The following is a 25,338-nucleotide window of genomic DNA, read 5'->3' as shown; positions in this document are numbered from 1 at the left end:
GAGTAACCGTAAAATAAGTGTAACAATAAGAAAAGGACCCTTTAACCTAGGGTCCTTTTTTGTTGATGTTGTTGTATATTTTCGTGTATGACCTTCGGTACCTCTTCCAGTGCAGTGATGGTGTACATCGATGTTTCGGGATTAGGCTGAAGCTCTACAATATTGTACTGCCACTCATTCGGCTGTTTGATATATATGCTATGGATTCCAGCCGTCACTGCTGGCATGATATCTGTTCGTAACGAATTTCCAATCATCCATGTTGCACGACGCTCAAACGGGCCATTAGACAATATACCTTCAAGCGCCTCAACGTTCTTGTGTTGACGGATGTAGATCCGGTCATCGAAATAAGCGGAAAGCTTCATCTGATCAATCTTCCGTTGCTGGATTACGGTTTCACCACCCGTATACAGGTAGAGGGAATGTCCAGCCGATTTAAGATTCTCTAGTGTTTCAACCATGTGAGGATATGGCTCAACTTCTTTGTCATACACGCTCATTCCCAACTTGCTTAGATAGGACTCTTCCTGAGCAGAGGTGGATTTTGCGAATTTTTGAGAGAAGTAGCGGTAGGTATCAATTAGGGATTGTGGGAAGTGATGACTTGCAAATCCCAATTTGTTCACTCCGGTGACATCGATCTCAAGCTGTTTCTCGCGAATCTGTTGAATCGTCAGGGCATGTCCATCAAACCATTCTTGCATACTCTCGAAGAATTCACCCAGAACCAGGTTGAAATATTTATTACAATAAACGAGTGTATCATCAAGATCAAACAAAATATGTTGTTTTATAATTTTCATATTGAAATCACTCCTTGCAGCCGGCAAGTATACAGTTAGTCACATTTTTATATGCGAATATAGGATTCAAGAAACATGTTCAATTCAGACACGCCATCCGGCCGGATACTGTATTTCTCTTTGCGGTTACTGCCGAGCAGATGGGTCCGTAACAGACCAGCGATACGCAGAGCCATGACCTGATCTTTAACCATATCCTCGTCCTTACCCAGTTCTTCACACATCTCGGCAAGAGACTTAGGCTCACCAGATACATAACGCAGAAGACGAAGTCTTTCCGGGTCAGCCAGAGCATGTGTGAAACGAAGCAGACAGGTTGGCGGCTGGTCTTCATCTTCTTCAGGTGTATCCACGGGATACTGCATAATCATCATGCCCTCATAGAAGCAGTACATATTAATGGGGCGGTTGTGAACCGTTGGAAAGAGGATGACCTCATCCAGTCCAGGCATAGGTTCAACCAGCACGCCAGCGGTAGCATACTCAATGAGTAGCTCAGATCCCATTTTCTCAAGCAATATGCGTTTCTCTTCAGCGTCCTCTTCCAACCAGATTCGATAATCTTCACTCATATGTTGGCAGTAATGCTGATCCCAGAGTCTAAGCAGAGGAACATAACTGTCCCGAATACGTGTAGATTCTTCTATTGTAAGATTCGGAAGCAAAGGCGATACCCGTGCGAACAGCTCATCGGCTGTCTGCTCTGCAAGCATATCCAGAAATTCGCGATTCTCTACAGACCCATTCCGGTAGGCAGCCCATGCAAACAATACGTCAAAGTCATCAAAAGGCCAGGTGGCGGCAGGTGCGAGCGCAGCTCGTACATTGGAGCTTAGTTTGCCTTCCACTTCAATAATCCATTCCGGACCGACATCCAGGTGTTGAATCCACTTCTTGGTTACATAGACAAGAAAGCTATTCAGCATTTCATATATCGGTGAAACATCAATTTTAACATGATAAGCCATAACGATGCAGAATCCTCCCGTCACATCTAAATGTACGCAGCGACTTAAGTACTATTATGGCTTGTTTTGCAGGGCGTTGTCCACTATAATGTTCAAGTCCAGGACAAAGGCACGGGTATAACCATGCACGATGAAAAGAATATTTATCACATGCGGAAGGTCGTCAGTGATGGCGATTTTTCTTTGTATGCTTGCAGGAGGAATGAATTTCGTGTCATCTGTAACCGCTCCAAAATGTTCACATTCTACATCAAACTATCTCATTCTGATTACCGTTATTGTTGTAGCGGGTATCAGTCAGGGGCTATTGCTGCCAGTGTTGTCTATATTTTTGGAGCAAAAGGGAGTTTCACCAGGATTAAATGGTTTAAATGCAGCTGCGTTGTATGTTGGCTCTTTTGCCATGACCTTGGTCGCTGAACGACTATTGGGAGCGATTGGGTTTAAGAAGCTGATTGTTGGCGGACTGTTATTTGTGATGTTCCCCTTGATCCTGTTTCCTTATTTTCCAGATATCAAACTATGGTTTATTCTGCGTATCGTTGTCGGAATCGGTGATAGTGCGCTCCATTATGCGGCCCAGCTTTGGGTTCTTCTAGTCACCGCACCGGAGAAACGCGGACGATATATATCGCTATATGGCATGTCCTATGGTTTGGGATTTAGTATTGGGCCTTTGGGAATCAAGCTGTTAGGGTATGGTGATGCTGTACCATTCTGGGTGCTGTTTGTTTGTATGGCGGCCGTACTAATCCTTGTATTAATGAAGCTTCCCGATACCAAGCCTGAAAAAGCAGAACAGGGTCAACTGCCTGAACGCCGGTTCCGTCAAAGTTTCACTTGGGCCTGGTATGCACTGCTACCTGCGTTATTGTACGGGTACATGGAAGCCGGAATGAACAGCAACTTCCCGGTATACGGACTGCGTATTGGTTTCGATGCGAATCAGATTTCCTCTTTGCTGCCCTTCGTTGGAATTGGAGGTCTGTTTCTGCAATTACCTCTGGGTATGTTAAGTGACCGTTATGGTCGTAAAAAGACGTTAATGTTTGCCGGTATAACGGGAGGGATTGTCTTCATGTTGGTTCCTTTGGCGGGAACGCATTTCTGGTGGACACTCGCGCTGTTGACGATAGCAGGAGGTCTGGTAGGATCATTTTTCTCGTTGGGCCTTGCCTATGCGGCAGATATCTTGCCTAAAGTGCTGCTGCCGGCAGCAAACGTAGTGGCCTCATTTCATTTTACGATTGGAAGCATTATCGGACCGAATTTGGGCGGTCAAGTGATCAACTGGAGCTCCCCCGGAAGCATGTTTACCTTGCTTGGATTCATGTATCTTCTCTTTGGTGCAGCAGGTGTATTATTTCGTCGTCAACCTGTGCTCGAAACTGTGGTAAAATAGAAGCTGGTGTTCGCATGGAAATTGATGTCCATTTCCGAGTACACTAGTGGTAGGGAAATACATGGACAAGAGGAGACATCGCGATGATCAGAGTGGAGAACTTGAGCAAATCCGTTGGAGCGGACCGGATTCCGGTTCTGCGGGATATTCGATTTGATATGCAACAGGGTGAAATGATCGCTGTAGTTGGTTCCAGCGGGAGTGGAAAAAGCATGCTGCTCAAATGTCTGGCCATGATGGAGAAGTGGGATAGTGGCCGATTTACGGTGGATGGGGCCGAGATTCTAAAAGAAGGCTGGTCCGGAAAACGGAAAATTAAACGGGAATGGGCATACTTGGAACAGAATCCGCAATTGTATCCGAGACGTACAGCGTTGAAAAACGTATTGATCGGTCGGGTTGGTCAGACCCCTTTGTGGAGAATGGTAACAGGTATGGTTCGTTCCGATGATTATATGGGTGCCATGGATTACCTCGAAGGATTGGGATTGCTTGATAAAGCGCACCAAACTGCAGAGAAGCTGAGTGGTGGAGAGAAGCAGCGTGTGGCAATTGCTAGAGCTCTTGCCCATGGTGCCAAAGTTGTTTTGGCAGATGAACCTGTTGTCGGGCTTGATCCGCATACGGCAGATACGGTACTGGAAACGTTGCGCAAATTATGCGAGGAGGAACGTGCTACCATTATAGCGGTATTGCCCATTGAACTGGCGGAGAAACATGCGACCCGCATCTGGGGGCTTGCGGAAGGCAAGATTGCTTTTGATATACGTGGACGGAGACTGACACAGCAAGAAAAAAATATGATTTAAACTATCGAAAAGAGTGATGAAATTGCTTAATTCACGATGGGGACGCTACATAGCAGGTGGAGCAGTCAGTGTCTTGCTTGGGTCTGTTCTTAGTGGATGTACGGTTATAAGCGACCCCAAGGGCTTGATGCGAAAACCGATAATGTCGTTGGATAAAGAGAAATTGTACACGATTGTACAGAAGGAACAACCACCCGAAAGCAAATTGATCCGCCCCAAAGACATGAACAACACCAGCATGATTCGTGTCGAGGACTTGAACGGAGATGGTACGCGAGAAGCCATCGTTTTTTATGAAACCCCTAATGAAAATGTGCGGATTCATGGCATGTTACTGGAGGAGCAGGGGGATTCTTGGGTGAAAAAGCTGACATTTGATGTTCCGGGAAATGAACTGCAATCGTTCAAAGTTTTGGACATTACAAATGACGGCAATCCAGATATCATTCTCGGTGTAAGTTTACAAGAACAGAAAGCGTTAACCGCTTATTCTTATAAGGGTGGGGCACTTGAACAAGTGCTAGGCGGTGTGCCGTATAACCAATATATTATAGATGATGTTCAAGGGAACACACTGGATCTAAACGGGGATCGAAAAAATGATTTTGCTATCGTATCCCTGAACAACAGCGGATTTGTATCTATTGCCTTATATCAATATGACGAAGGCAGCTTCAAGGAAGTGGACAGGATGCAAACGGACTACACCGTAAAAGAGATTTATAATGCTGTCGGAGGGCAGATTGCCAAAAATAAAATAGGGATCGTGCTGGATGCGGAGCTGGATGACCGGAGTACATTTTCACAGATTGTGTACGTGAAAGATAATAAGTTAGTCAATGCTTTTAAATCACCTGATCAAACCTACAGAGATGACAAAATTTTAAGCGTTGATGTCAATAATGATGGTATTATTGAGTTTGGATTGAAGGAAACGCCCAAAGGCTGGGAGCATTACGTATTTGATTCCCGGATGTGGTTTTATACTTTTTATCAATGGGATGGCAAGGATGGAAAAGATTTTGTTTCATTCCAATATCGAGATGATGCTGATCTATTTCACTTGAATCTGAAGCCCGAGTGGTATGGAAAGATTACCATTGATACCAAATCGGAAAAAGAAAAATACATTCGCTTCAAAATGATGGATACTGATGAAACCGTAGGTGAAATTAAATATTTCACACTTTCCCAGTGGGAACAGGAAAAAAGTAAAAACTGGAAAGAAATAACCCGGACAAATGATCGGGTCATTGCTTCACGTGGTGCAAAACTGGATGCGGATGAGGGATTGTTGGACAATATGTCGCAACTGAACAGAAAGGAAGAACTTAATGAGTAAAGTGCTTATTCTTGAGGATGAGGAATCCATACGCAGTTTTATTGTTATTAATTTGAAAAGAAATGGGTTCGAAGTGCTTGAAGCAGGGGACGGACATGAAGCACTTCGCATTCTGCAAACTGTTCCAGATATAGATCTGGCTTTGCTGGATGTTATGGTTCCTGGCATTGATGGATTTGAAGTATGTCGCCGTATTCGTGAAACCAATGAACGTTTAGGTATTATTTTTCTTACCGCGAAAGTACAGGAACAGGACAAGGTATATGCATTGTCTGTTGGAGCGGACGACCATGTAAGTAAGCCATTTAGCCCAACGGAACTCATTGCACGTATTCAGTCTTTGCTGCGTCGGGTGAACGTTCACCGGGAAACAGCCGCCAAGGTTACATTCCAGTCAGGACCATTTTCGCTGGATCTGATCTCCAAGCAATTCAAGAAACAAAATGAAATAATTGAGTTAACACCAACCGAGTTTTCCCTGATTCAATTTTTCCTGGAAAAAGAAAATACACCGCTTAGCAGAGATGTGCTGCTGGATCACGTGTGGGGTAAAGAGTACATGGGTGATCCAAAGATCGTGGACGTGAACATTCGCCGCTTGCGTCAGAAAATTGAGAACAATCCTTCCGAACCTGAATACCTGCAGACTGTATGGGGTCACGGGTACAAATGGAAGGGCAGGGAGCAATGATTAAAAAAGGCATTACACGGCAGATCGTACTACATTACTTCTTTGTAGTGTTTCTTGCTCTGCTGTTGGTTGAATTCGTATTTATGCTGGCGGTGCAAAGATATTATTATGAGAGCATCTATAATACGATCAGTACTCATATCTCCAATTCAAAGGATTTTTTCGAGCCTCTGGCACGTGAGAGTAATTCGGAAGACGGGAATAATCTGTCCAGACTACTCGTTAATTTGGAATTATTCAATACCGAGCTAGAGATTCTGGATCTGAACGGCAAAGTGTTAGCTAGTTCAACTGCTTTTGAATCTGACCGTGCCGTTCTACAGACCAGCGATATTCAACAGGCATTGAGCGGCGGTATGGGGCGGTGGGTAGGCAGACAGCCTGCCACAGGCGAGCAGGTCATGGCCGTTTCACATAAATTCGACCTGGGCGGCGAAAATACTTATGTTATTCGATACTTAACGTCACTGGAAGATGTTAACTCCAAGCTGGTGAATATGGGAATGCTAGCGATTGCGGTCGGTGTTGCCGTGCTTGCAATTGTCTTGATCATCAGTATTGGTATGGCGAATTCCATTGTACGTCCCATCAACAACATCACTGCGGTATCTGCTCAAATGGCTAGAGGACGACTGGATGTCAGGGTCAAAGGGAACTACAAGCATGAACTTGGCGAGCTGGCTTCCACACTGAACTTCATGGCGCATGAAATCGTCAGAAGTAATCAGATCAAGGATGATTTTATCTCTTCCATATCCCATGAACTGCGGACTCCGCTAACGAGTATCAAAGGCTGGAGCGAAACGCTGGACTCTGGGGGCTATGATCCTGACGAGACAAGAATTGGAATGAGCATTATTTCCAAAGAGACTGAGCGTCTGATTGGTCTTGTTGAAGAGATGCTGGATTTCTCCAAATTACAGCAGAATCAAATGAAACTGGTCAAAGGATCAGTCAGCATTCGTGAGATTGTGCAGGAAACGATGCTGAATGTCTGGGCCAAAGCGGAACAAAAGCAGATACACCTCAAGCTGGAAACCGATGAAACTCGTGCGTTCAACGTTCATGGGGATGGTAACAGACTGAAACAAGTCTTCCTGAACCTCGTGGACAATGCAATTAAATTCTCACATGAAAATTCCTGGATCTTCCTGACTGTAAAAGAGGAGGATGGGCAGATTATAGCTGCTGTTCAGGATACGGGCATTGGAATCAGTGAAGAGCATCTGATTAAGGTACGTGATCGTTTCTTCCAGGTCAATCACCAGAACGGGGGAACAGGTCTGGGGCTTGCGATTACGCAGGAACTGGTAGAACTGCATGAAGGTACTATTACCATACAGAGTGAACTTGGATCAGGGACTACGGTTACGGTTGCGTTACCGGCTTTACCGGAGGAAGAGATCGTGGAGGAGCTTACAACGCAGAAGGATGAGGATGGAGTAGCTCTGGAACCTAATATCACTAAGACGGAGTCTGATCAGGATAAATCTTAGTTTTGTGAAAGATTGATCCATACTAATACTCCTCCAATAAGCTTCAATGTATGCGATCCAAAAAGAACATATCAAAAAAGGCGAGCCATTAACGGCTCGCCTTTTCTTTATCTTATGAGGAAAGCTCACCAGCACGCAGGCGTCCACTTTTCTCATACACTTCTTTCAGCATGCGTACAGGTTGTGTGCGAACTGCCGGTTTGGCAGAAACAATCTCATGGGGTCCAACAACGATAATTTCATCCGCTGTACCTTTGACGATGGCGCCATCTTTAATAATAGCACCTTCACCAATAATAGCGCGTTCGATGTGAACACCGCGACCTACGCGTGCGTTTGGCATCACAACGCTATCCTTCACTTCAGAGCCTTTACCAACTTCCGCACCGCAGAAGATAACGGAACGTTCAGCGCGCCCTTCAATGGCGCATGAATCATGAATCATGGAAGCTACATGGCCGGTATGAGCATGGCGTGCCTTATGAGCACTTGGCTTGGAGCGCCATTCACGGGTAAACATGGGCCACTCTTCTTTGTGTAGGCTCCAATCTTCCTCATTGTGCAATAAATCCATATGTGCATCCCATAGACTTTTTACGGTACCTACATCTTTCCAATAGCCGTTAAAGTTATAGACGAAGAGATCATTGTTTTCTTTCAACATTTGAGGGATCACATCTTTACCGAAGTCATGACTGGATTCCGGATTAGCAGCATCTTCAATCAAGTGACGCTTCAGATAGTCCCATTTGAACATGTAAATACCCATGGAGGCCAGATTACTTTTGGGTTCAGCAGGTTTCTCGGCAAACTCCGTTACACGCAAATTGGCATCAGCAGCCATAATCCCGAAGCGATGAGCTTCATCCCATGGTACTTCCATCACTGAAATCGTCGCTACAGCTTCATTAGCCGTATGAGCATCCAGCATTTCACGATAATTCATATGATAAATATGGTCACCCGACAAAATCAGCACATTTTCGGGGTTTTGTTGGTCAATATAGTCCATATTTTTATAAATAGCATCCGCCGTTCCCAAGTATTCGTCATTTCCTGTATGATAAGATGGAAGCAAGGAGATTCCTGCCTCACTTGAATTTGAATGTCCCCATGGTTCTCCTCCACCAATATGATCATGCAATGAATCAGCTTGGTACTGCGTCAGTACACCTACAGTGTCGATGCCTGAGTTAACGCAGTTGCTGAGAGGAAAATCGATGATCCGGTAGTGCCCGCCAAACGGTACAGCGGGTTTTGCGATACTTGAAGTTAAGGGAGCTAATCGTTTCCCTTCTCCTCCCGCCAACAGCATTGCGATGCAATCTTTTTTAAACATAATCGTTTCCCTCCCAAGATAATTGTCCAGTGTAGTACATACATAAACGCAATTTGGAGCTATTGAAACGATGTATACTGTAAATATTCTGAAAAAATACAACATTTTTTTAAACACGTCATTTTTCTTTTCAACTTGGCTAGAATGGGGTAATGGTAATGTAAAGTCAATTCTCTAGAGGAAGAAGGTGGTCTCGTGGCCATTCAACCGTTGCCAAACCCGGTCATATCGCCGGAGCATATTTATTTGTTTCATGAAGGAAACCTTCATCACAGTTATCGAATATTGGGCGCTCAGCCTGCGATAGAGGATCATCGTCAGGGATATCGTTTTACCGTGTGGGCTCCGAATGCCAAAGAAGTAGGTTTGGCTCTGGACCGTAATGATTGGAAAGGTGAACAGGAACCTTTATATAAGATACCCGATTCTGGATTTTGGACTCGTTTTTTTCCGGAAATCAGTGAAGGAACTTTATACAAATTCCGTATATTAACGGAAGAGGGTACAGAAATCCTCAAAGCAGACCCTTACGCGTTCCAGGCAGAGGTTCGCCCTCAGACGGCTTCTGTCACCAGTTCAATCGAAGGATACCAATGGAATGATGGGGCCTGGAGACGCAAACAGCGAACCATGTATAACAAACCTCTACATATTTACGAAATGCATATAGGCACCTGGAAGCGCAAAGAAGATGGGTCTCTTTACAGCTATCGTGAGATTGCTGACTTGCTCGTTCCTTACTTATTGGAAATGAAGTATACCCATGTTGAAATGATGCCCCTGAGTGAGCATCCGTATGACCTCTCGTGGGGATACCAGAACACAGGGTTTTATGCGCCAACGAGTCGTTACGGACAGCCGAAAGATCTGATGTACCTAGTCGATACGTTGCATCAGGCCGGAATTGGCGTATTGCTGGATTGGGTACCCGCCCATTTTGCCAAGGATGCACACGGCTTACGTATGTTTGATGGATCGCCTTTGTATGAATATGAAGATCCGTTGTTAGCTGAGAGACCTGGCTGGGGCACACTTAGCTTTGACTACTCGAAACCTGAGATTCGTTCATTTCTCATCTCCAATGCACTGTATTGGATGGAAATGTACCATTTTGACGGACTTCGCGTCGATGCTGTGACCAGCATGCTGAAATTGGATTTTGAGAAACAGCCAGGACAGTACCGAACCAATGATGAAGGGGGTCTTGAAAACAAGGAAGCTATTGCCTTTTTGCAGCAGCTGAATGAGACAGTGTTCAAGTATTTCCCTTATGCATTGATGATGGCAGAAGAGTCCAGTGCATGGCCGATGGTTACTTCGCCTGTGGATCAGGGTGGTCTTGGTTTCAACTATAAATGGAACATGGGCTGGATGAATGATACGCTCGATTATATGAAATCGGATTTTCACCAGCGTCCTTCCAAACATCATTTACTGACATTCCCGGTCGCATACTCCTTTGCTGAAAATTACGTGCTTCCACTGTCTCATGACGAGGTTGTTCATGGCAAAAAGTCGCTCCTAGACAAGATGCCAGGAACATACGAGCAGAAGTTTGCCGGCATGCGTGCCTTTTTGGGTTACTTTATGACCTTCCCAGGTAAAAAGCTGCTGTTTATGGGGGGAGAATTCGGTCAGTTTATCGAATGGAAAGATGAAGATCAACTGGACTGGTTCTTGCTAAACTATGACAGTCACCGCAAACTGCACAAGTTTGTGCGCGAACTGTCCGACGTATACGTGGGCGAAAAAGCTTTATGGGAGCTTGATCATTCCTTTGACGGCTATGAATGGATCACTCCGGATGATCAGGGCCAAAGTGTCATTTCATATGTTCGCAAAGGAAAAAAACCTGCGGATACACTCCTTGTGTTAGTTAACTTTCAGCCGGTCAAACAGGAGCGTTACCGGATTGGTGTCATGCGTCCCGGTATGTATACCGAAGTGCTGAACAGTGATCATTCCGATTACGGAGGATCAGGCATAATTAATGATATGCAGATCCCCACCGAAAAGATTCCTTTTCATGGGCAACCACATAGTCTTGAAGTGGTTTTACCACCGCTAAGCGTAGTCGTTCTAAAAAAGAATCCACGTCGGAAAACGGATGAGTCGTCTACTGAAATCACTTCCGTCAGACCAAAAACCATAAAAACAAAAGATAGCACCACGGTTAAATCGAAAAGGAGGACGAAGGCATGAATATTTTATTTGCTGCTGCTGAAGTACATCCATTTATCAAAACAGGAGGTCTTGCTGACGTTATCGGTGCATTGCCTCAGGCACTGAAGAAAAGCGGAGCGGATGTTCGTGTCATTTTGCCCAAATATAAAGGCATACCTGATGAGTATAAAGACGCAATGGAGCCAGTGATCATAACAGATGTGCCACTGGGTTGGCGCAGAGCCTATTGTGGAATCGAGATGCTGGTCCATGACGGGATTCCTGTCTACTTTGTGGACAATGAGTACTACTTTGGACGAGACGGTGTGTACGGGTATATGGACGATGGTGAGCGTTTTGCCTTTTTCAATCGTGCTGTTCTCGAAGTGTTGCCGCAAATTGAGTTTAAGCCTGACGTGCTGCACAGTCATGACTGGCATGCGGGAATGATTCCTTTGCTCTTAGAGGCTCATTATGCCCATGATTCGTTTTACAGTGAGATAAGAACCGTGTTCACGATACATAACCTGTTATATCAAGGTGTGTTTCCACATGAGCTATTCAGTGATTTGCTTGAACTGGACGACCGTTATTTCACGATGGACGGAGCAGAATATTACGGCAATGTGAATTTCCTGAAAGCAGGGATTGTCTACTCAGATCATGTGACGACAGTGAGTCCCACTTATGCACAGGAGGTACAAACCGAGTATTATGGCTATGGTATGGATGGCTTGCTTGGATCACTTGGAGATCGTTTCAGTGGAATCGTAAACGGTATCGATACCAAAAGCTACAACCCGGCAGCGGACAACAAAATTGCTGTGAAATACAGAACAAGCCTGTCCAAGAAAATAGAGAACAAGATTGAGCTGCAGAAGGAATTGGGCCTGCCCGTACGTCCGGATGCACCACTTATGGTCATGGTAACCAGGCTTGTGGACTCCAAAGGGCTAGATCTGGTTTGCCGTGTATTGGATGAATTGCTGTATTATGATGACATTCAGTTTGCATTGTTGGGTACGGGTGATCCGGCCTATGAACACTGGTTCCGTGAAGCTGCTAATCGTTATCCTCTGAAGATGTCCGCCCAGATTACATTTAACGACGGATTATCCCGACGCTTCTATGCAGGCAGTGATTTGTTCCTGATGCCGTCCCGGTTTGAGCCATGTGGTATTAGCCAGTTGCTTGCGCTACGATACGGTAGTGTGCCACTGGTGAGAGAAACAGGGGGGCTGAATGATACAGTGCAGGCATACAATGAATTCAATGGTGAAGGGAACGGCTTCTCCTTTGAAAGCTTTAATGCCCATGACATGATGAACACGATTCGTCGTGCGGAGGCGTTATACCGACAACCGGAACACTGGAAGAAAATCGTGAAAAATGCGATGAGTGGAGATTACAGCTGGAACGTATCGGCCCAAGAGTACCTGAATATATATCGCCGTATTACTCTTGAATCTGTGAAATAGATCGCACAAATGAGCCGCAGTAGAGGATACTGTGGCTTTTTGTTCTTTTTTGCAAATGAGAAAATCCTGAAGTGCAGATGAGAATACAAAATCATCTGAAGCAAACTTCAGGATTTATCTTCTTCATTTTTCTTTTTTTCAAAGGATTGAAGTTCAAGCTCAAATCGGATCAAGCTGTCTGTACAAAATACGGTAGCCATAGGGGTCCAGCTTGATATTCATCATACCATCGGTTGGAACTACGGGATCTTCGGTTAAGGCATCTTTCCAGTCTTTTGTTTCCATGGGGTGCGAGAGGGTACGTTCTTGCGGTGTATTATTCATCCACACTGTAAAGTGAAGCTGGTCATCCACACGTTCATAAATAATACATGGATCATTGTGATCAGCCTTCAGGAAACGGAAGCGACCTTTGCGCAGTGCTTCATTACTTTTCCGCAAATCAATCATCAACCTATAGAAATCGTAAAGTTCCCGATCTTGCTTGGATGGGTCCCATTCCATACATTTTCGGCAATCCGGATCACCTTCACCACTTATACCCACCTCGTCGCCATAGAATATACAAGGTGTACCGATATAGGTGAAAAGAAACACAACAGACAATTTTAATCTTCGCTTATCTTCTCCAGACCGAGTAAGCAGGCGAGGGGTATCATGACTGCATAACATATTAAAAATCACTTCGTTCGTCTGCTGCGGATAACGCATGATCAGTGAGCCCATCTCGTTAGCAAAGTTATACCCATCCATAGAGCCGCAGAAGAACTCAAGCACTTTGTCGGCAAAAGGATAGTTCATGACGGAATCAAATTGATCCCCCATAAGCCAAGTAAGGGAATCGCTCCATACCTCGCCCACAATATAGGCCTCCGGATTCGCGGTCTTGACCACTTTACGGAAGTCGCGCCAGAAGTGGTTATCCACTTCATTGGCTACATCCAGTCGCCACCCATCGAGCTTGATTTCCTTGATCCAGTATTCTGCCACGTCGAGTAAGTAATCTTTGACCTCAGGATTGGCTGTATTAAATTTGGGCATATTTCCATAAAATCCAAACGTATCGTAGGTGGGTATTCCCTCCTTAATCTGTACGGGATATTCATTGATATGAAACCAGTCGGCATATTTGGAGTTTTTTCCATTCTTGAGCACATCCTGAAAAGGGGGGAAGTCTTCGCTGCAATGGTTGAATACGGCGTCCAGCATGACACGAATTCCAAGACGATGGCATTCTTCTGTCACTTGTTTGAGCATGGCGTTGTCGCCGAAATGGGGGTCGACCTTTTTATAGTCAATGGTGTCGTATTTATGATAGGAATTGGCTTGGAATAGCGGGGTAAAGTAAAGGGCATTAATACCGAGTTCAGTCAGATCATCCAGATGATCGAGTACACCTTGCAGATCGCCGCCGAAGTAATTATCAAGTTCGGGCTTACCACCCCAGTCATGTGTCCCTTCGGGACTCAGGTTGGGATCTCCGTTAGCAAACCTTTCTGTCATGATTTGATAAAAGACGGCCTCTTTTGCCCACTCCGGCACCTTAAATACATCGATTTCATGTATGTAAGAGAATTCATAATATCCTCCGGTAGGATAGGGGACTTCATGATGAATTCCGTTATCCGCCAGAAAAACATCCTCGTAACCAGCAGTTATTCGAAATATATAGGTTAGGCGTTTGAATCGCGGCTTAACTGGAGCCTCCCAATAATCAAACATGCTGTCAGAAGCAGCTTTCTCCAGTTGAATTTCCTTGTATGTTCCGTTCCAATCATACTTATCACCGGTCAGTGCAGTCACATATTCTACATCATTTCTCTTCGTTCGTACACGCAGATGAATCGTAGACGGGTTATAGGCATAAGCCCATTTGTCACGGGGGACGTGATACATCGCTTCGAGCAGCATGACAGCACCTCCTGAATTAGGATAAGTTATAGAAGTTGTTCAAAAAGTCCGCGTTCCATCTTCTTGGCACTGAAAAACAGACTTTTTGAACACGCACTTATAGCTATAAGTAACCAAGTTAGACAGCAAATGAACCACATAAACTGTCATAAAATGGTTTATTTTAAGTGTTTTCAAGGTTTTATTTTCACAGCATCTCCAGCTTCTGACTGGATATACTTATGCTTCATAAACAAAAGAAGTGCTCTGGACCGCTTGAAATTCAAGTCTGCCCGAAGCGCCCCTAGATATATGTTTTGTAATGGAAAATCAGCGAATGGCTTGCTCAAACTCTGTCCGAATGCTTTGCAGCAGTTTCGGCTGGGTCAGAATATCGTAGGCTGTTGCAGCAAGTGCTTTGGCTCCCAGAATCATGCCATCCAGGGCCCGGTCTTGCAGTGCGAGATCACGGAATTCAATGGAATGAAGCGTATGAACTTCGTCCACGACACGAATATAGGGGTGGATTGCTGGACAACGCAAGGAAACATTCCCGATATCCATGGAACCATGGTCGTTACCGCTCACAATCTCCTCCTGAGAAATGCCGAGTTCGAGCAGATTTTCACTGAAAGCAGCAGATAGTGATTCATTGGTGACCATTTCATCATAAGAAGTCTCATAATTGGAGGTAACCAGTCGGCAGCCGGTTTGAAGGGCAGAACCTTCCGCGATCTGAATCACACGCTGGGTGAGGATATTTAGTTCTTTCCTCGTTGAAGCTCGTACATAAAACTGAGCCGAAGCATAGTCAGGGATGATGTTGGCCGCCTGACCTCCGCTGTTAATGACACCGTGAATCCGAACCGTACTTTTTACTTGCTGGCGGAATGCGTTAATTCCGTTAAATGTCTGAATCACGGCATCAAGTGCATTAATGCCCTCATGCGGACTTGCAGCAGCATGTGAGGATTTTCCATGGAATTCAAATTGCACTGCATCGATCGCTAGGGAACTGCCTGACTTCTCGTAAGCGTAATAAGGATGAGCCATAAGAGCGATATCACAATCATCGAAGAAACCAGCTTCAGCCATAGGCACTTTGGCTCCCCGTGTCTCTTCCGCAGGTGTACCGAACACTTTCAATGTTCCGCCCACTTCATCCAGTATGGATTTCAGGCCAACGGCTGCTCCTAAGCTCATCATGCAGATCAGATGATGACCACAGGCGTGACCGATCTCCGGCAATGCATCATATTCACACAGCAACGCAATGGTCGGCCCTGGCTTGGGAGCCGAATACGTACCGATAAATGCAGTATCCAGCCCAAGCACAGGTGCTTCTACGGTGAAACCGTGGTAGGCAAGTTCTTCCTTCAGACGAGCAGAAGCGAGAAATTCTTCATTCCCAAGTTCGGGATTCGCACCAATGTATGATGAAATCTCCTTGAAACGGGAAGCATATTGATCAATAACCGTTAGAATTTGTGTTTTGTTAATTGTCATCATTGTGGACTCCTTATGAAAAAATGAAAATAATTCGATAATTATATCATATTGGCCTATTTATTTCAGAAACAAGTCAGGAATTGTAATGTCAAAATGCATTGCATAATCATGCATTGTACTTTATAATGACTCAGGCATCAACTTGAGAAAGCACACAAACACAAAGTATTATAAGGGGAGAACAGGGTTGAAATTGATTAGTCGTTACACCATGATGCTGTTGGCCTTTGTGGTCTTGCTAACAGTAGTCGCACCTACTGCGCTGGCAACCGGAACCACAGGCAATTCAAGCAGTAAAAAGCTGGTGCTCGGTACAAGTGCCGATTTTGCACCATATGAATTCCATAAAGTGATTGATGGAAAAGACGAAATTGTTGGATTTGATATTGCCATTGCTAAAGAAATTGCTGCCGACCTCGGCGCAGAACTTGTCATTGAGGATATGGGCTTTGACGGGCTGCTGCCTGCATTGCAGAGTGGCCGCGTGGACATGGTCATCTCAGGAATGACTCCGACAGATGAACGTAAGAAAAGCATCGACTTTTCGGACACCTATTATAAATCAAAACAAGTCATCATGATTCGCAACACGGATAAAGACAAATATCCAACGATGGCTGAGCTGGAGAATCAGAAAATTGGTGTGCAAAAAGGCTCCATTCAGGAAACAATCGGACAGAAGATTCCGGGTGCGAAGCTGACCTCGCTCGATAAAATTTCCGACATCGTGCTGCAACTGCAAACGAAGCGTGTGGACGCTGCAATTGTGGAAGATACGGTCGCTGCTGGTTATCTGGACGATATCATTGGACTGGCTCCTGCTGTTCCTGATGAAGAACAGGTGGAAGCTGCAATCGGTATTCGCAAAGGTAATACGGAGCTGCTGATTGCTGTCAACGGAACGCTTGAACGACTGAAAAGCGAGAATAAAATCGAGCAAATGGTTACGGAAGCGAGCCAGTTGAATGCGGACAGGCTGGACAAAAATCAGAACATTTTTGAAATCTTCTGGCAATACAAAAGTTTCTACGCAACGGGCGTAGGCTACACATTGTTATTATCTGCACTTGGCGTACTCTTCGGGGTTATTATCGGTTTGATCATCTGTTTGTTCCGTCTGCATGACGTGGCCATTCTGCGCTGGATTGGAACAGCCTATGTTGAGGTCATTCGGGGTACACCAATGCTGGTGCAATTAATGATTATCTACTATGGTGTTTCCTTGACCTTTGGTATTAATTTCTCTGCTCTACAGGCTGGTATTATGACACTTTCCATTAATAGCGGTGCCTATCTGGCGGAGATTTTCCGTGCAGGTATACAAGGTGTGGATCGAGGTCAATTGGAGGCGGCTCGTTCTCTGGGTATGGGGAGAGGCGCGGCAATGCGATATATCGTGCTTCCACAAGCTTTCAAAGCCGTATTGCCGGCAATTGGTAATGAGTTCGTGACCATCATCAAGGAATCCTCCATTATTTCGGTTATCGGTATGGTGGATATCATGTACCAGGCAAGTGTAGTCAAAAACATTACGTACCAGGGAATGAATCCATTCCTTATTGCGGCAGCGATCTACTTTGTGTTGACATTCATATTGTCCAAGCTGCTCGGTCGATTGGAAAGGAAGTTGAGTGCAAGTGATAGACGTTAGACAATTACACAAATCTTATGGAAACAACGATGTGCTTAAGGGCATTAACGTTACAATCGGCAAAGGCGAGGTTGTTGTGGTCATCGGTCCATCTGGATCGGGAAAAAGTACCTTCCTGCGCTGTCTGAATCTGCTGGAGCAGCCTACTTCAGGTGAAATTGATTTCGAAGGCGTGTCGATCACGGACCCGAAACACAATATTAATGCAACGCGTGAAAAAATGGGGATGGTGTTCCAACATTTCAATCTGTTCCCGCACAAAACGGTGCAGCAGAACATCACGATTGCTCCTATTAAAGTGAAAAAACAATCGTCACAGGAAGCGGACCAAATTGCAGCGGACCTGCTAAAAACGGTTGGCTTATCTGATAAAAAGGATACATTCCCGAATCAACTGTCTGGTGGACAGAAGCAGCGCATCGCCATTGCACGGGCACTTGCCATGCAACCACATGTAATGCTGTTTGATGAACCTACCTCGGCGCTGGACCCTGAGATGGTCGGGGAAGTGCTCGATGTCATGAAACGGCTTGCTGAAGGCGGTATGACGATGGTTATCGTAACGCATGAGATGGGTTTTGCTCGTGAAGTGGGTGACCGTATCTTGTTCATGGATGGCGGAGTTATTGTTGAAGAGGGAACACCGGCAGAAGTGTTTGGTCAACCCAAACATGCACGTACACGTGACTTCCTTGCCAAAGTGCTTTAATTAATTTGTTACGATTACTCATGCCATTTTGGTATATGCATTGCTTGAGATAGTATCAAAAAAGAGCCTTTACTGACTTCAAGTCGGTAAGGCTCTTTTTTATGGGTAGCATAAGAATGAATTTACATAAAAAGTAACGTTTTTGTTACCGATATTAATCATTTTTTATAGACAATTTCTTGAAAAACCTTTATTTAATCCACATGGATTAAACGCTGTACACGTATTTGGTAACATTTACTACAACTATAGGTTACAATATTGTGATATATTGTTCCTGCCGAAACTTTCAGAGTGGGAAGTGTGGAGGATGTAACGATGCAGATTGTGCAGGGGAAGATCTATAGCACGCTGCTTGGGGTGAATTAGGTCGTACATAACGTATGGAATGTGATTTAGTACCTATAGGGTGGGTCTCCTCTATCCGAATCCGACAACTAACTTCGCAGGCATAATGAGGGAGGAAGACCATGATTAACAAGAAACGTATAGCCAAAACAGCAACAGCATTGCTGACCGCAGTAATGCTCATTCAAGCCGTTCCGGCTCACGCAGATTCAGTTCATGTGGCCAAAGAAGGGGATACCTTCTACACCTTATCGAAGACATATGGAGTAGCACTTAACACACTTATAAAAGCTAATAATGACATTTCGCCTTACAACATTTATGGTGGTGTAAAAATTACGATTCCTGGCAAAGCAAACACGGTATCTGCAGCTGCTGCGGCTCCTGAGGCTAAATCACAGGCCAAAACAGTCACGACAGCAAGTCTGGATGTCAACGCAGATAACAAGGTCGTTCAAGCCTGGGGGAAAACGTTCGATTACAGCAAGGCAGTGGATGTGAAAGCAACGGCATACTCTGCAGATGCATCCGAAAACGGGGGATGGGGTGCGGTGGATTACTTCGGTAATGCACTAGAATTGGGCACGATCGCAGTAGATCCATCTGTAATTCCACTGGGTACTAAAGTGCTGGTGACAGGTCATAGTCATCCCGGACTGCCGAAACAGGCATTTGTAGCCACAGCACGTGATGTGGGAGGCGCTATCAAAGGCCATCGGATTGATATCTTTATCCCTGGAAGTAAACAGTCTGTGAGCACATTTGGCTTCCAGAATGTAGAGTTGTATATTTTGAAATAACACAGAGATAGGTCTTGCATCCATCCAAGAAAAAAAAGGTGTCCATCGGTCACGGTTAAAGTGATTGACGGACACCTTTTTTATACCCGATGGCAGCGAAGCTGAAAGAGCCGAAGGACGCAGTAGAATCTGAACGAGTGATGTTATTATCCGTCAGTACACACCTGCTTCTAGTGCTGATCCATGCGAGGATACCCGTAAAGGAAGCTTTCTAATTCTTGCCCTTTGGCAGCCCCAACATTTCGTCCAAGGTTACCAGATCATACCCGTGGTTACGCAACTCCTCAATGATTTCAGGAAGTGCCTCAATTGTACCGCTCAGATTCGATCCCACACCGCCTCCTGCATGTTGCAGAACGATTGAACCGGGTTTCACGGCGGATAGGATGTTTTCTTTCACCTTGTCTTTGGAAAGACCTTTCCAATCTAGTGAATCAACGTTCCAGTTCACAATGCTGTAATGTTGTCTGGCAGCCCATTGCAGCTGTTGTTCATTAATGTCCCCATAGGGTGGGCGAATCATCTTGGGCGTGTAACCTGTTAGATTGCGAATGATATCTCCTGTATGTAGGATTTGTTTACGAAATGCATTCATGGTCAGCTTGCTGAACTCGGGATGATTATAACTGTGATTGCCTACGATATGTCCTTCCTTCACCATGCGTTTCACCAGATCCGGGTGTTTCTCTGCACGGCTTCCCACAATGAAAAAAGTAGCTCTTACCTTATATTTCTTCAAAATATCCAGAACCTGCGGGGTGAACCGTGGATCAGGGACATCATCAAACGTCAGTGCGACCTGTTTCGTAGAGGGACCATTGGTTTTGAATGTATCAGCATATTTTTGTCGGAGCTGTCCAAGTGTCAGCTGTTCTTCTTGTGAAGAATTGGAATTCGAAGCGGGTTCACTTTGCAGGCTTGAAGCAGCCCATAACAAAGCAGGAGAATAACTCCCTCCAAGAAGAATAATTATGACCGATAACATAATGAGGCGTACACGCATGATAGCGGCCTCCTTTTCCCAGTTTGCGTTCTCTATGGTATGCCCGAAGAATCCAACGAATATGCGTGCTGTGAGATGTTTCATTGCTCATTTTTTCAATCCCAGCGATAATTCCACCATAGATATCATATATAAAAAAGGATAGGTGGATTAGATGAATACATATGACTTGAAATCCGTTCGTTTGCAGGTAATTGAAGCTGGAGAAGATAAGGTTTTTCTGGTGACTGGAGGAAAATCGCATATCGGAGCGGTTGCGACATTTTACTCCGATCGTGATCGAGTGAGTGGGGCTACGGTTCAAATTCCAGGGCACAAAGAACAAGAGCTGTGTGAACGTCTTGCTCGCAAGGCAGCGGCTCACTTGCAGGTAACAGTGACCGTTATTATGGGTATTCATTTTGATACAATTACACGAATGCAGATTGATGAGATTGTGCAGACTGCAGAGAAGTTGCTCGATGAGCATTTGAACAAAACCGATCGGCCTGTTCAATAGTTCCATAAGGGGGATAATCGTCTTTCATGATTTTTTTTGTTAAAATTGAAACGAGAGGCAACTTCCTACGTATGTATGATTATATACAAGGATGTACTATCGACTAGGAGGAATTCCATAATGTCCATTTTCAAACGATTGCGTGACTTAACCATGTCTAACATTAATTCCATTATTGACAAGGCAGAAGATCCGATCAAGATGACCGATCAATATATCCGTGATATGCATGAAGATCTAGAAGATGCGGAGAAAGCTGTTGCTGCTCAGATTGCCATTGAGAAGAAATTCAAGCAACTGTTCGAAGAACAGGAAGCTCTCGTGAAGAAGCGTGAAGAGCAAGCACACACAGCTGCGCGTGCACAGAACCTGGAGCTTGCTCGTCGGGCATTGGAAGAGAAGAAGGTCGCTGAAGAGAAGATGACCGAGTACAAAACAAGCTATGACCAGAACAAGGCATCTGCTGATAACCTGCGCAGTAAGCTGGACGAAATGCGCAAACAGTTGAACCAGATGAAAAATAAACGTGAAACATTGGTTGCGCGTTATAACGCAGCAAAAGCACAAACTGAAATCAACAAGGCACTGAGCGGATTCGGCTCCGATACAGCTAGTGCTGGTATGAAGCGCATGGAAGAAAAAATGATGCAGATGGAAGCTCAAGCTGAGGCAAGCAACGAAATGTCATCCAAAGGGAAATCGTTGGATGAAGAGTTCGAGAAGATGGGTAAAGACCAGGCAGTTGAGGATGAATTGGCTGCGTTGATGAAGCAGTATGATAATAAGAACTAGAACCTTGTAATTGATCAGGGTTAACCAGCGAAGGAGAGACCGGCTTTCTCCTTCGCTTTTAAATGCGGTTCATGTTGAAATGTGGGGGCTATGTAAATGGATTTGAACATTTTGGCAATGCTGGTCTGGGCATTATCAGGTTCGGTTTTGTTGTTTGTTTTGATGTATGTGGATTCTTTGTTCACGAAATATAAGGATTTTGCTGAAGTGAAGGCAGGCAATATGGCCGTTACGACACGTATGGTTATGAAGCTGTTTGCTCAGGGATATGTATTGGCAACCTCTATCTCGACAGCGGGTCATCTTGGAGAAGCATTACTGGTGTCCGTCGTTTCATTTATCATTTTGCTGATTTTGGAGAGTGTTGTTCACTTTATCATCCGCAGATGGGCCAACCTGGATCTGGATACGGGCATTCAGCAGGGAAAAACAGGATACGGTTTGTTCTCTGGTGCACTTCACATCGTGGGCGCATTAATCATTGCAGCTTGTTTATAAGATAAAGAACAGGAGTAATCGGTATGAGTGTATGGAAACGAATTAAAGGAATACTAACGAAACCCGAACCGCCGCAGGCAGAGAAAACTATGCTTCAGCTTGCACCTGGTGATATCTGTGAGGTTTCTCTGGTAACTTATGAAGTCGTTGGTCGGGTACAAAATCGCGCTCGAAATGCAGTTGTGCTCACGCTTCAGGATGGTACCGCATTTCGATATTTGCATATTGAAGAGCGGGAAATCACTCGTTACGCCCTTTATACACCCATTGATGGCAGGCTTGATGCGCCTGACGAGGTGCCTACTTTGCTGGATCTGGATGGACGCGCATACCATCTGGAGGAAGAATACGGAGGAATGGTCACCACTGCAGGCAGGACACCCTATGGTCAGGCCGGGGAGCAATTGGTATGGCAATATCAGTCAGATGATAACATGCTTCTGCGCGTAGAGTGGCAAGACAGAAGATTTTCACTGTATGAGGGTGAGTCCATTCTTCCTGCGGATATCAAAGTGATTCGTTCGAGCTAGGAGAGGTTCCAATGAAAAAGTGCTTGGCACATGGATTAAAATTAATGCTGGTCCTCAGCCTTGTGATGTCCCTGTTGTCCGCGTGCGGAGCACCTTCCGTTCAGGACACCTACCCGCTTGAATCGGTTAGCGGCAGTGGTAATATGACATCCTACGTGTACCGAGCTGCTGATCAGACGGTACCTGAGGTAGCTCAGGAACTGTCTGATCAGCGCAAACCGGATCAGATCTCAGCGGAAAATACAGAGCGGATGTTCCTGGTATATCAAGACCAGTATTATCATTTGCAACAGGACCCCAACAAAGCGGAAGACACACTAGTTGAGGTGGATTCCAAGGAATATGTTCGCCAGAATTATGATTCATCCTTTTTGCAAGGGTACTTGACCGCAACGTTAATCGGTAACTTATTTGATTCTTTTGGTGGTAGAGGGTCCGGAAAGTATCGAGGTTATACAAACAAGGACACGTACAAGCCAAGAGAGGGTACTTATCGGACACCAACAAGTAAAGACAAAAAAGTGGCTCCGCCGATTACCGTTGATCGAAAAGGTTCGATTACACGGCGTGGAAGTGATAAAGATTCGAGCGTAGGCTCAGGTGGGGGAATATTTAACCGCAACAAAGATCAGAGCAAGGGAACCATTGATCGCAATAAAAGCAGTGGTGGCCTGGGCGGGTTGTTTGATTCACCAAAGAAATCCTACAAAAAGCCGAAAACAAGAGTGGGCGGCGGCCGGATTAAGAGGCGAAGATAATAAGCATATCAGAAGCTTGGCTGCCAATCGAATAGTTCAACTAAAGAACAGTGAAAAGGTAAGGTGGAGCGAGCTCTGCCACAGTCATATTACCTTGGATGCTGTTCTTTTTGTTATTTTATGATTTACGGACACGATGGGATTTGCGTACACGCGGAATAGTTGTGGTCGGTTGTTTGCGAATCCAGTGAATATAAGGTGCTATGCGCTCGTCGTGTCTCAAAGCTGTAAGCTCAGTCAAACCGAGTGTTATAAGATCGCGATTGGTATAAAGCGAGTGAATTTGTTTGTGACAAGGTATACATAAATCGGCAGTAGGCATAAAAGCTCCACCCATTTCTTTGGGCGTCAGGTGATGGATGGTTGTGTCGACAGGTTCCCTTCCACATAATTCGCATCGCTGGTTCATAGATCGTCAGCTCCTTTTCTCGAATATAGTATGGTCCATCCATCTAGCTTTCATGTTCAATAGCATGTTTGTTGGCACTTGTCACCAAACAGCTTTCCGGCTACACTTTTTAACATACAATCAAATGCTCAAGGAGGTATGAACACTATTGAAATTGAACTCACATTCTACGGATATGACAACTGCCAAGTTTAACCGCACTGCTATACAGGTACCGGATGCTCAAGCGAAAGTTGCGGCTCATGTCACCTTAGGTATGATAGAAAAGGTATCACTTGAAGCCGCGCATGGACGAACACTGTCCGAAACCATTCATGCCCCACATCCGTATCCTTTCTTCCGTCGTTCGGGGATGGATGGCTTCGCTATACTAAGTTCAGACACGATCGAAGCATCAAGTGATCAGCAAATTTGGTTGCGTATCATAGATGAAATTCCATGCGGGTATACATCGGATCATACGATAACATCTGGCACAACTGCACGGATCATGACAGGGGCTCAGGTACCGGAAGGTGCAGACGCTGTGGTGATGATGGAGATGACGGAGAGCAAAGAAGAGAATGGGGAACAATGGATTGCACTCAAGCGGCATATTCAGCCGGATGCCAACATCACACCGATTGGATTGGAGGTTCAAGAGGGACAACAGTTGATTGAGAAAGGAACCATTATTCAGGCTGGTGAGCAGTCGGTGCTTGCAACATTCGGGGTAGCCGAAGTGCCTGTATATAAACGTCCCAAGGTTGCCATTTTTGCAACAGGTACAGAATTACTGGAAGTGGACGAGCCGCTGCAGCCAGGGCGCATTCGGAACAGCAATAGTTACATGCTACGTTCTCTTGTAGTCGAAGCGGGGGGTGAGCCAGTCATGTATGGTTCGATTGCAGATGATGTAGATACCGCACGTGCGAAGCTAGGTGAGGCAGTTGAGCATAATGATATTGTGGTAACCACAGGTGGGGTATCGGTCGGAGATTATGACATTATGGGTGATCTTGTTCGGGAAGGCAATATGGAGATGCTGTTTAATAAGGTGACCATGCGTCCTGGTAGTGTAACCACGGCAGCAGTGGTCAGTGATAAGTTGCTCTTTGCACTTTCCGGTAATCCGGGAGCTTGTTTTGTCGGATTTGGCTTGTTTGTTCGCCCGACGATTCGTTCCATGCAAGCCGATGCTCATCCATATCTGGAAGAATGGACAGCGATTTTGGATGAAGAGTATTCGAAGGTCAATAATTTCACACGATTTGTACGTGGACGTACAGAGATCCGTAACGGGATGGTGTATGCAAAGCCTGCCGCTTCGCGTGTAGATGAATCCAGTGTCATGATTACGATCAAGGATAGCGATTGCCTGATTATCGTACCGCCGGAGAAAAAGGGTATTCCTGCTGGAGAACCGGTTCGGATACTAAAACTTCCCACAGGTCAGGTAAGGTAGAACT

The 25,338-nt window shown here is 45.1% G+C and carries 23 protein-coding genes and 1 riboswitch; of the genes, 16 read left to right on the top strand and 7 right to left on the bottom strand.

The annotated features are described in order from the left end of the window. Nucleotides 1–41 precede the first annotated feature (41 nt). Nucleotides 42–806 carry an HAD family hydrolase gene (locus ACR32F_RS17975; protein ID WP_440109305.1) on the bottom strand — a complete coding sequence of 255 codons (765 nt, stop codon included), beginning with the start codon at nt 804–806 and terminating at the stop codon, nt 42–44. Between the two features lie 47 nt (nt 807–853). Beyond that, the gene (locus tag ACR32F_RS17970) at nt 854–1,774 is read right to left on the bottom strand and encodes an ArsR/SmtB family transcription factor (RefSeq protein ID WP_440109303.1); all 921 of its coding nucleotides are present in this window, start codon (nt 1,772–1,774) and stop codon (nt 854–856) included. A gap of 202 nt (nt 1,775–1,976) precedes the next feature. Between ACR32F_RS17970 and ACR32F_RS17965 the strand changes: the two genes are divergently transcribed. From ACR32F_RS17965 to ACR32F_RS17945, 5 genes are all read left to right on the top strand, one after another. Then, nucleotides 1,977–3,176: an MFS transporter gene (locus ACR32F_RS17965; RefSeq protein WP_440109301.1), complete on the top strand. Its 1,200-nt coding sequence runs from the start codon at nt 1,977–1,979 to the stop codon at nt 3,174–3,176. Nucleotides 3,177–3,259: 83 nt separating this feature from the next. Beyond that, nucleotides 3,260–3,985, top strand: a complete 726-nt coding sequence (locus ACR32F_RS17960) for a phosphonate ABC transporter ATP-binding protein (protein ID WP_440109299.1) — start codon at nt 3,260–3,262, stop codon at nt 3,983–3,985. A gap of 22 nt (nt 3,986–4,007) precedes the next feature. Continuing rightward, complete coding sequence (locus tag ACR32F_RS17955; RefSeq protein WP_440109297.1) at nt 4,008–5,327, top strand: hypothetical protein; 1,320 nt, start codon at nt 4,008–4,010, stop codon at nt 5,325–5,327. After that, nucleotides 5,320–6,018 carry a response regulator transcription factor gene (locus ACR32F_RS17950; protein WP_440109295.1) on the top strand — a complete coding sequence of 233 codons (699 nt, stop codon included), beginning with the start codon at nt 5,320–5,322 and terminating at the stop codon, nt 6,016–6,018. Before ACR32F_RS17955 ends, ACR32F_RS17950 begins: the two co-directional genes overlap by 8 nt. After that, entirely contained in the window at nt 6,015–7,514 is a 1,500-nt protein-coding gene (locus ACR32F_RS17945; RefSeq protein WP_440109293.1) for a sensor histidine kinase, read from the top strand. Before ACR32F_RS17950 ends, ACR32F_RS17945 begins: the two co-directional genes overlap by 4 nt. A gap of 112 nt (nt 7,515–7,626) precedes the next feature. On the opposite strand, the gene ACR32F_RS17940 is transcribed toward ACR32F_RS17945, so the two are convergent. Next, nucleotides 7,627–8,853, bottom strand: coding sequence for a glucose-1-phosphate adenylyltransferase (locus tag ACR32F_RS17940; RefSeq protein ID WP_440109291.1), 1,227 nt, complete (start codon nt 8,851–8,853; stop codon nt 7,627–7,629). A 195-nt stretch (nt 8,854–9,048) separates the two neighbouring features. Between ACR32F_RS17940 and glgB the strand changes: the two genes are divergently transcribed. Both glgB and glgA read left to right on the top strand, forming a co-directional pair. Beyond that, nucleotides 9,049–11,055 (top strand): 1,4-alpha-glucan branching protein GlgB, encoded by a 2,007-nt coding sequence (gene glgB, locus ACR32F_RS17935; protein WP_440109289.1) that lies wholly within the window; start codon nt 9,049–9,051, stop codon nt 11,053–11,055. After that, on the top strand, nt 11,052–12,494 hold the full coding sequence (glgA, locus tag ACR32F_RS17930; RefSeq protein WP_440109287.1) for a glycogen synthase GlgA: 1,443 nt from the start codon (nt 11,052–11,054) through the stop codon (nt 12,492–12,494). The genes glgB and glgA overlap by 4 nt, the downstream gene beginning before the upstream one ends. A gap of 159 nt (nt 12,495–12,653) precedes the next feature. On the opposite strand, the gene ACR32F_RS17925 is transcribed toward glgA, so the two are convergent. Together ACR32F_RS17925 and ACR32F_RS17920 are read right to left on the bottom strand one after the other, a co-directional pair. Then, nucleotides 12,654–14,405 (bottom strand): alpha-glycosidase, encoded by a 1,752-nt coding sequence (locus ACR32F_RS17925; RefSeq protein ID WP_440109285.1) that lies wholly within the window; start codon nt 14,403–14,405, stop codon nt 12,654–12,656. A gap of 309 nt (nt 14,406–14,714) precedes the next feature. Continuing rightward, complete coding sequence (locus tag ACR32F_RS17920; protein WP_440119938.1) at nt 14,715–15,890, bottom strand: M20 family metallopeptidase; 1,176 nt, start codon at nt 15,888–15,890, stop codon at nt 14,715–14,717. Between the two features lie 190 nt (nt 15,891–16,080). Between ACR32F_RS17920 and ACR32F_RS17915 the strand changes: the two genes are divergently transcribed. The 3 genes from ACR32F_RS17915 (at nt 16,081) to ACR32F_RS17905 (ending at nt 19,401) form a co-directional block, all read left to right on the top strand. Next, entirely contained in the window at nt 16,081–17,544 is a 1,464-nt protein-coding gene (locus ACR32F_RS17915) for an ABC transporter substrate-binding protein/permease (protein ID WP_440109283.1), read from the top strand. After that, nucleotides 17,531–18,253, top strand: a complete 723-nt coding sequence (locus ACR32F_RS17910; RefSeq protein ID WP_440109281.1) for an amino acid ABC transporter ATP-binding protein — start codon at nt 17,531–17,533, stop codon at nt 18,251–18,253. The genes ACR32F_RS17915 and ACR32F_RS17910 overlap by 14 nt, the downstream gene beginning before the upstream one ends. A 268-nt stretch (nt 18,254–18,521) precedes the next feature. Then, a riboswitch (cyclic di-AMP (ydaO/yuaA leader) is annotated at nt 18,522–18,721 on the top strand. A gap of 2 nt (nt 18,722–18,723) precedes the next feature. After that, nucleotides 18,724–19,401, top strand: coding sequence for a 3D domain-containing protein (locus ACR32F_RS17905; RefSeq protein ID WP_440109279.1), 678 nt, complete (start codon nt 18,724–18,726; stop codon nt 19,399–19,401). A 211-nt stretch (nt 19,402–19,612) separates the two neighbouring features. Here the strand turns inward: ACR32F_RS17905 and ACR32F_RS17900 are convergent, their stop codons facing one another. Further along, nucleotides 19,613–20,404 carry a polysaccharide deacetylase family protein gene (locus tag ACR32F_RS17900; RefSeq protein ID WP_440109277.1) on the bottom strand — a complete coding sequence of 264 codons (792 nt, stop codon included), beginning with the start codon at nt 20,402–20,404 and terminating at the stop codon, nt 19,613–19,615. Between the two features lie 154 nt (nt 20,405–20,558). On the opposite strand from ACR32F_RS17900, the gene ACR32F_RS17895 reads away from it, so the two are divergent. The 5 genes from ACR32F_RS17895 to ACR32F_RS17875 all read left to right on the top strand — a co-directional run bounded on the left by ACR32F_RS17895 (nt 20,559) and on the right by ACR32F_RS17875 (nt 23,481). Continuing rightward, nucleotides 20,559–20,903: a hypothetical protein gene (locus tag ACR32F_RS17895; protein ID WP_440109275.1), complete on the top strand. Its 345-nt coding sequence runs from the start codon at nt 20,559–20,561 to the stop codon at nt 20,901–20,903. A 120-nt stretch (nt 20,904–21,023) separates the two neighbouring features. Continuing rightward, complete coding sequence (locus tag ACR32F_RS17890) at nt 21,024–21,695, top strand: PspA/IM30 family protein (protein WP_440109273.1); 672 nt, start codon at nt 21,024–21,026, stop codon at nt 21,693–21,695. Nucleotides 21,696–21,791: 96 nt separating this feature from the next. Further along, entirely contained in the window at nt 21,792–22,193 is a 402-nt protein-coding gene (locus ACR32F_RS17885; protein ID WP_440109271.1) for a DUF350 domain-containing protein, read from the top strand. A 23-nt stretch (nt 22,194–22,216) separates the two neighbouring features. Then, nucleotides 22,217–22,723: a DUF4178 domain-containing protein gene (locus tag ACR32F_RS17880; RefSeq protein WP_440109269.1), complete on the top strand. Its 507-nt coding sequence runs from the start codon at nt 22,217–22,219 to the stop codon at nt 22,721–22,723. Between the two features lie 11 nt (nt 22,724–22,734). Next, nucleotides 22,735–23,481 carry a DUF4247 domain-containing protein gene (locus ACR32F_RS17875; protein WP_440109267.1) on the top strand — a complete coding sequence of 249 codons (747 nt, stop codon included), beginning with the start codon at nt 22,735–22,737 and terminating at the stop codon, nt 23,479–23,481. A gap of 118 nt (nt 23,482–23,599) precedes the next feature. Here the strand turns inward: ACR32F_RS17875 and ACR32F_RS17870 are convergent, their stop codons facing one another. After that, nucleotides 23,600–23,890, bottom strand: coding sequence for an HNH endonuclease (locus ACR32F_RS17870; RefSeq protein WP_440109265.1), 291 nt, complete (start codon nt 23,888–23,890; stop codon nt 23,600–23,602). Nucleotides 23,891–24,065: 175 nt separating this feature from the next. On the opposite strand from ACR32F_RS17870, the gene ACR32F_RS17865 reads away from it, so the two are divergent. Then, entirely contained in the window at nt 24,066–25,334 is a 1,269-nt protein-coding gene (locus tag ACR32F_RS17865; protein WP_440119936.1) for a molybdopterin molybdotransferase MoeA, read from the top strand. Nucleotides 25,335–25,338: the final 4 nt, after the last annotated feature.

Source organism: Paenibacillus hebaui, assembly GCF_051934385.1.
In the GTDB taxonomy this organism is placed as follows: Bacteria; Bacillota; Bacilli; order Paenibacillales; family Paenibacillaceae; genus Paenibacillus.
The sequence above is the reverse complement of the archived record's forward strand: the minus strand, read 5'-3'. Positions and strand labels throughout refer to the sequence as shown.

Bases quoted from the DNA above. Each gene is read 5' to 3' on its own strand.
- ACR32F_RS17975 (WP_440109305.1), bottom strand. From the start codon at position 806: ATGAAAATTATAAAACAACATATTTTGTTTGATCTTGATGATACACTC.
- ACR32F_RS17970 (WP_440109303.1), bottom strand. From the start codon at position 1,774: ATGGCTTATCATGTTAAAATTGATGTTTCACCGATATATGAAATGCTG.
- ACR32F_RS17965 (WP_440109301.1), top strand. From the start codon at position 1,977: ATGAATTTCGTGTCATCTGTAACCGCTCCAAAATGTTCACATTCTACA.
- ACR32F_RS17960 (WP_440109299.1), top strand. From the start codon at position 3,260: ATGATCAGAGTGGAGAACTTGAGCAAATCCGTTGGAGCGGACCGGATT.
- ACR32F_RS17950 (WP_440109295.1), top strand. From the start codon at position 5,320: ATGAGTAAAGTGCTTATTCTTGAGGATGAGGAATCCATACGCAGTTTT.
- ACR32F_RS17945 (WP_440109293.1), top strand. From the start codon at position 6,015: ATGATTAAAAAAGGCATTACACGGCAGATCGTACTACATTACTTCTTT.
- ACR32F_RS17940 (WP_440109291.1), bottom strand. From the start codon at position 8,853: ATGTTTAAAAAAGATTGCATCGCAATGCTGTTGGCGGGAGGAGAAGGG.
- glgA (WP_440109287.1), top strand. From the start codon at position 11,052: ATGAATATTTTATTTGCTGCTGCTGAAGTACATCCATTTATCAAAACA.
- ACR32F_RS17925 (WP_440109285.1), bottom strand. From the start codon at position 14,405: ATGCTGCTCGAAGCGATGTATCACGTCCCCCGTGACAAATGGGCTTAT.
- ACR32F_RS17920 (WP_440119938.1), bottom strand. From the start codon at position 15,890: ATGACAATTAACAAAACACAAATTCTAACGGTTATTGATCAATATGCT.
- ACR32F_RS17905 (WP_440109279.1), top strand. From the start codon at position 18,724: ATGATTAACAAGAAACGTATAGCCAAAACAGCAACAGCATTGCTGACC.
- ACR32F_RS17900 (WP_440109277.1), bottom strand. From the start codon at position 20,404: ATGCGTGTACGCCTCATTATGTTATCGGTCATAATTATTCTTCTTGGA.
- ACR32F_RS17895 (WP_440109275.1), top strand. From the start codon at position 20,559: ATGAATACATATGACTTGAAATCCGTTCGTTTGCAGGTAATTGAAGCT.
- ACR32F_RS17890 (WP_440109273.1), top strand. From the start codon at position 21,024: ATGTCCATTTTCAAACGATTGCGTGACTTAACCATGTCTAACATTAAT.
- ACR32F_RS17885 (WP_440109271.1), top strand. From the start codon at position 21,792: ATGGATTTGAACATTTTGGCAATGCTGGTCTGGGCATTATCAGGTTCG.
- ACR32F_RS17880 (WP_440109269.1), top strand. From the start codon at position 22,217: ATGAGTGTATGGAAACGAATTAAAGGAATACTAACGAAACCCGAACCG.
- ACR32F_RS17875 (WP_440109267.1), top strand. From the start codon at position 22,735: ATGAAAAAGTGCTTGGCACATGGATTAAAATTAATGCTGGTCCTCAGC.
- ACR32F_RS17870 (WP_440109265.1), bottom strand. From the start codon at position 23,890: ATGAACCAGCGATGCGAATTATGTGGAAGGGAACCTGTCGACACAACC.
- ACR32F_RS17865 (WP_440119936.1), top strand. From the start codon at position 24,066: ATGACAACTGCCAAGTTTAACCGCACTGCTATACAGGTACCGGATGCT.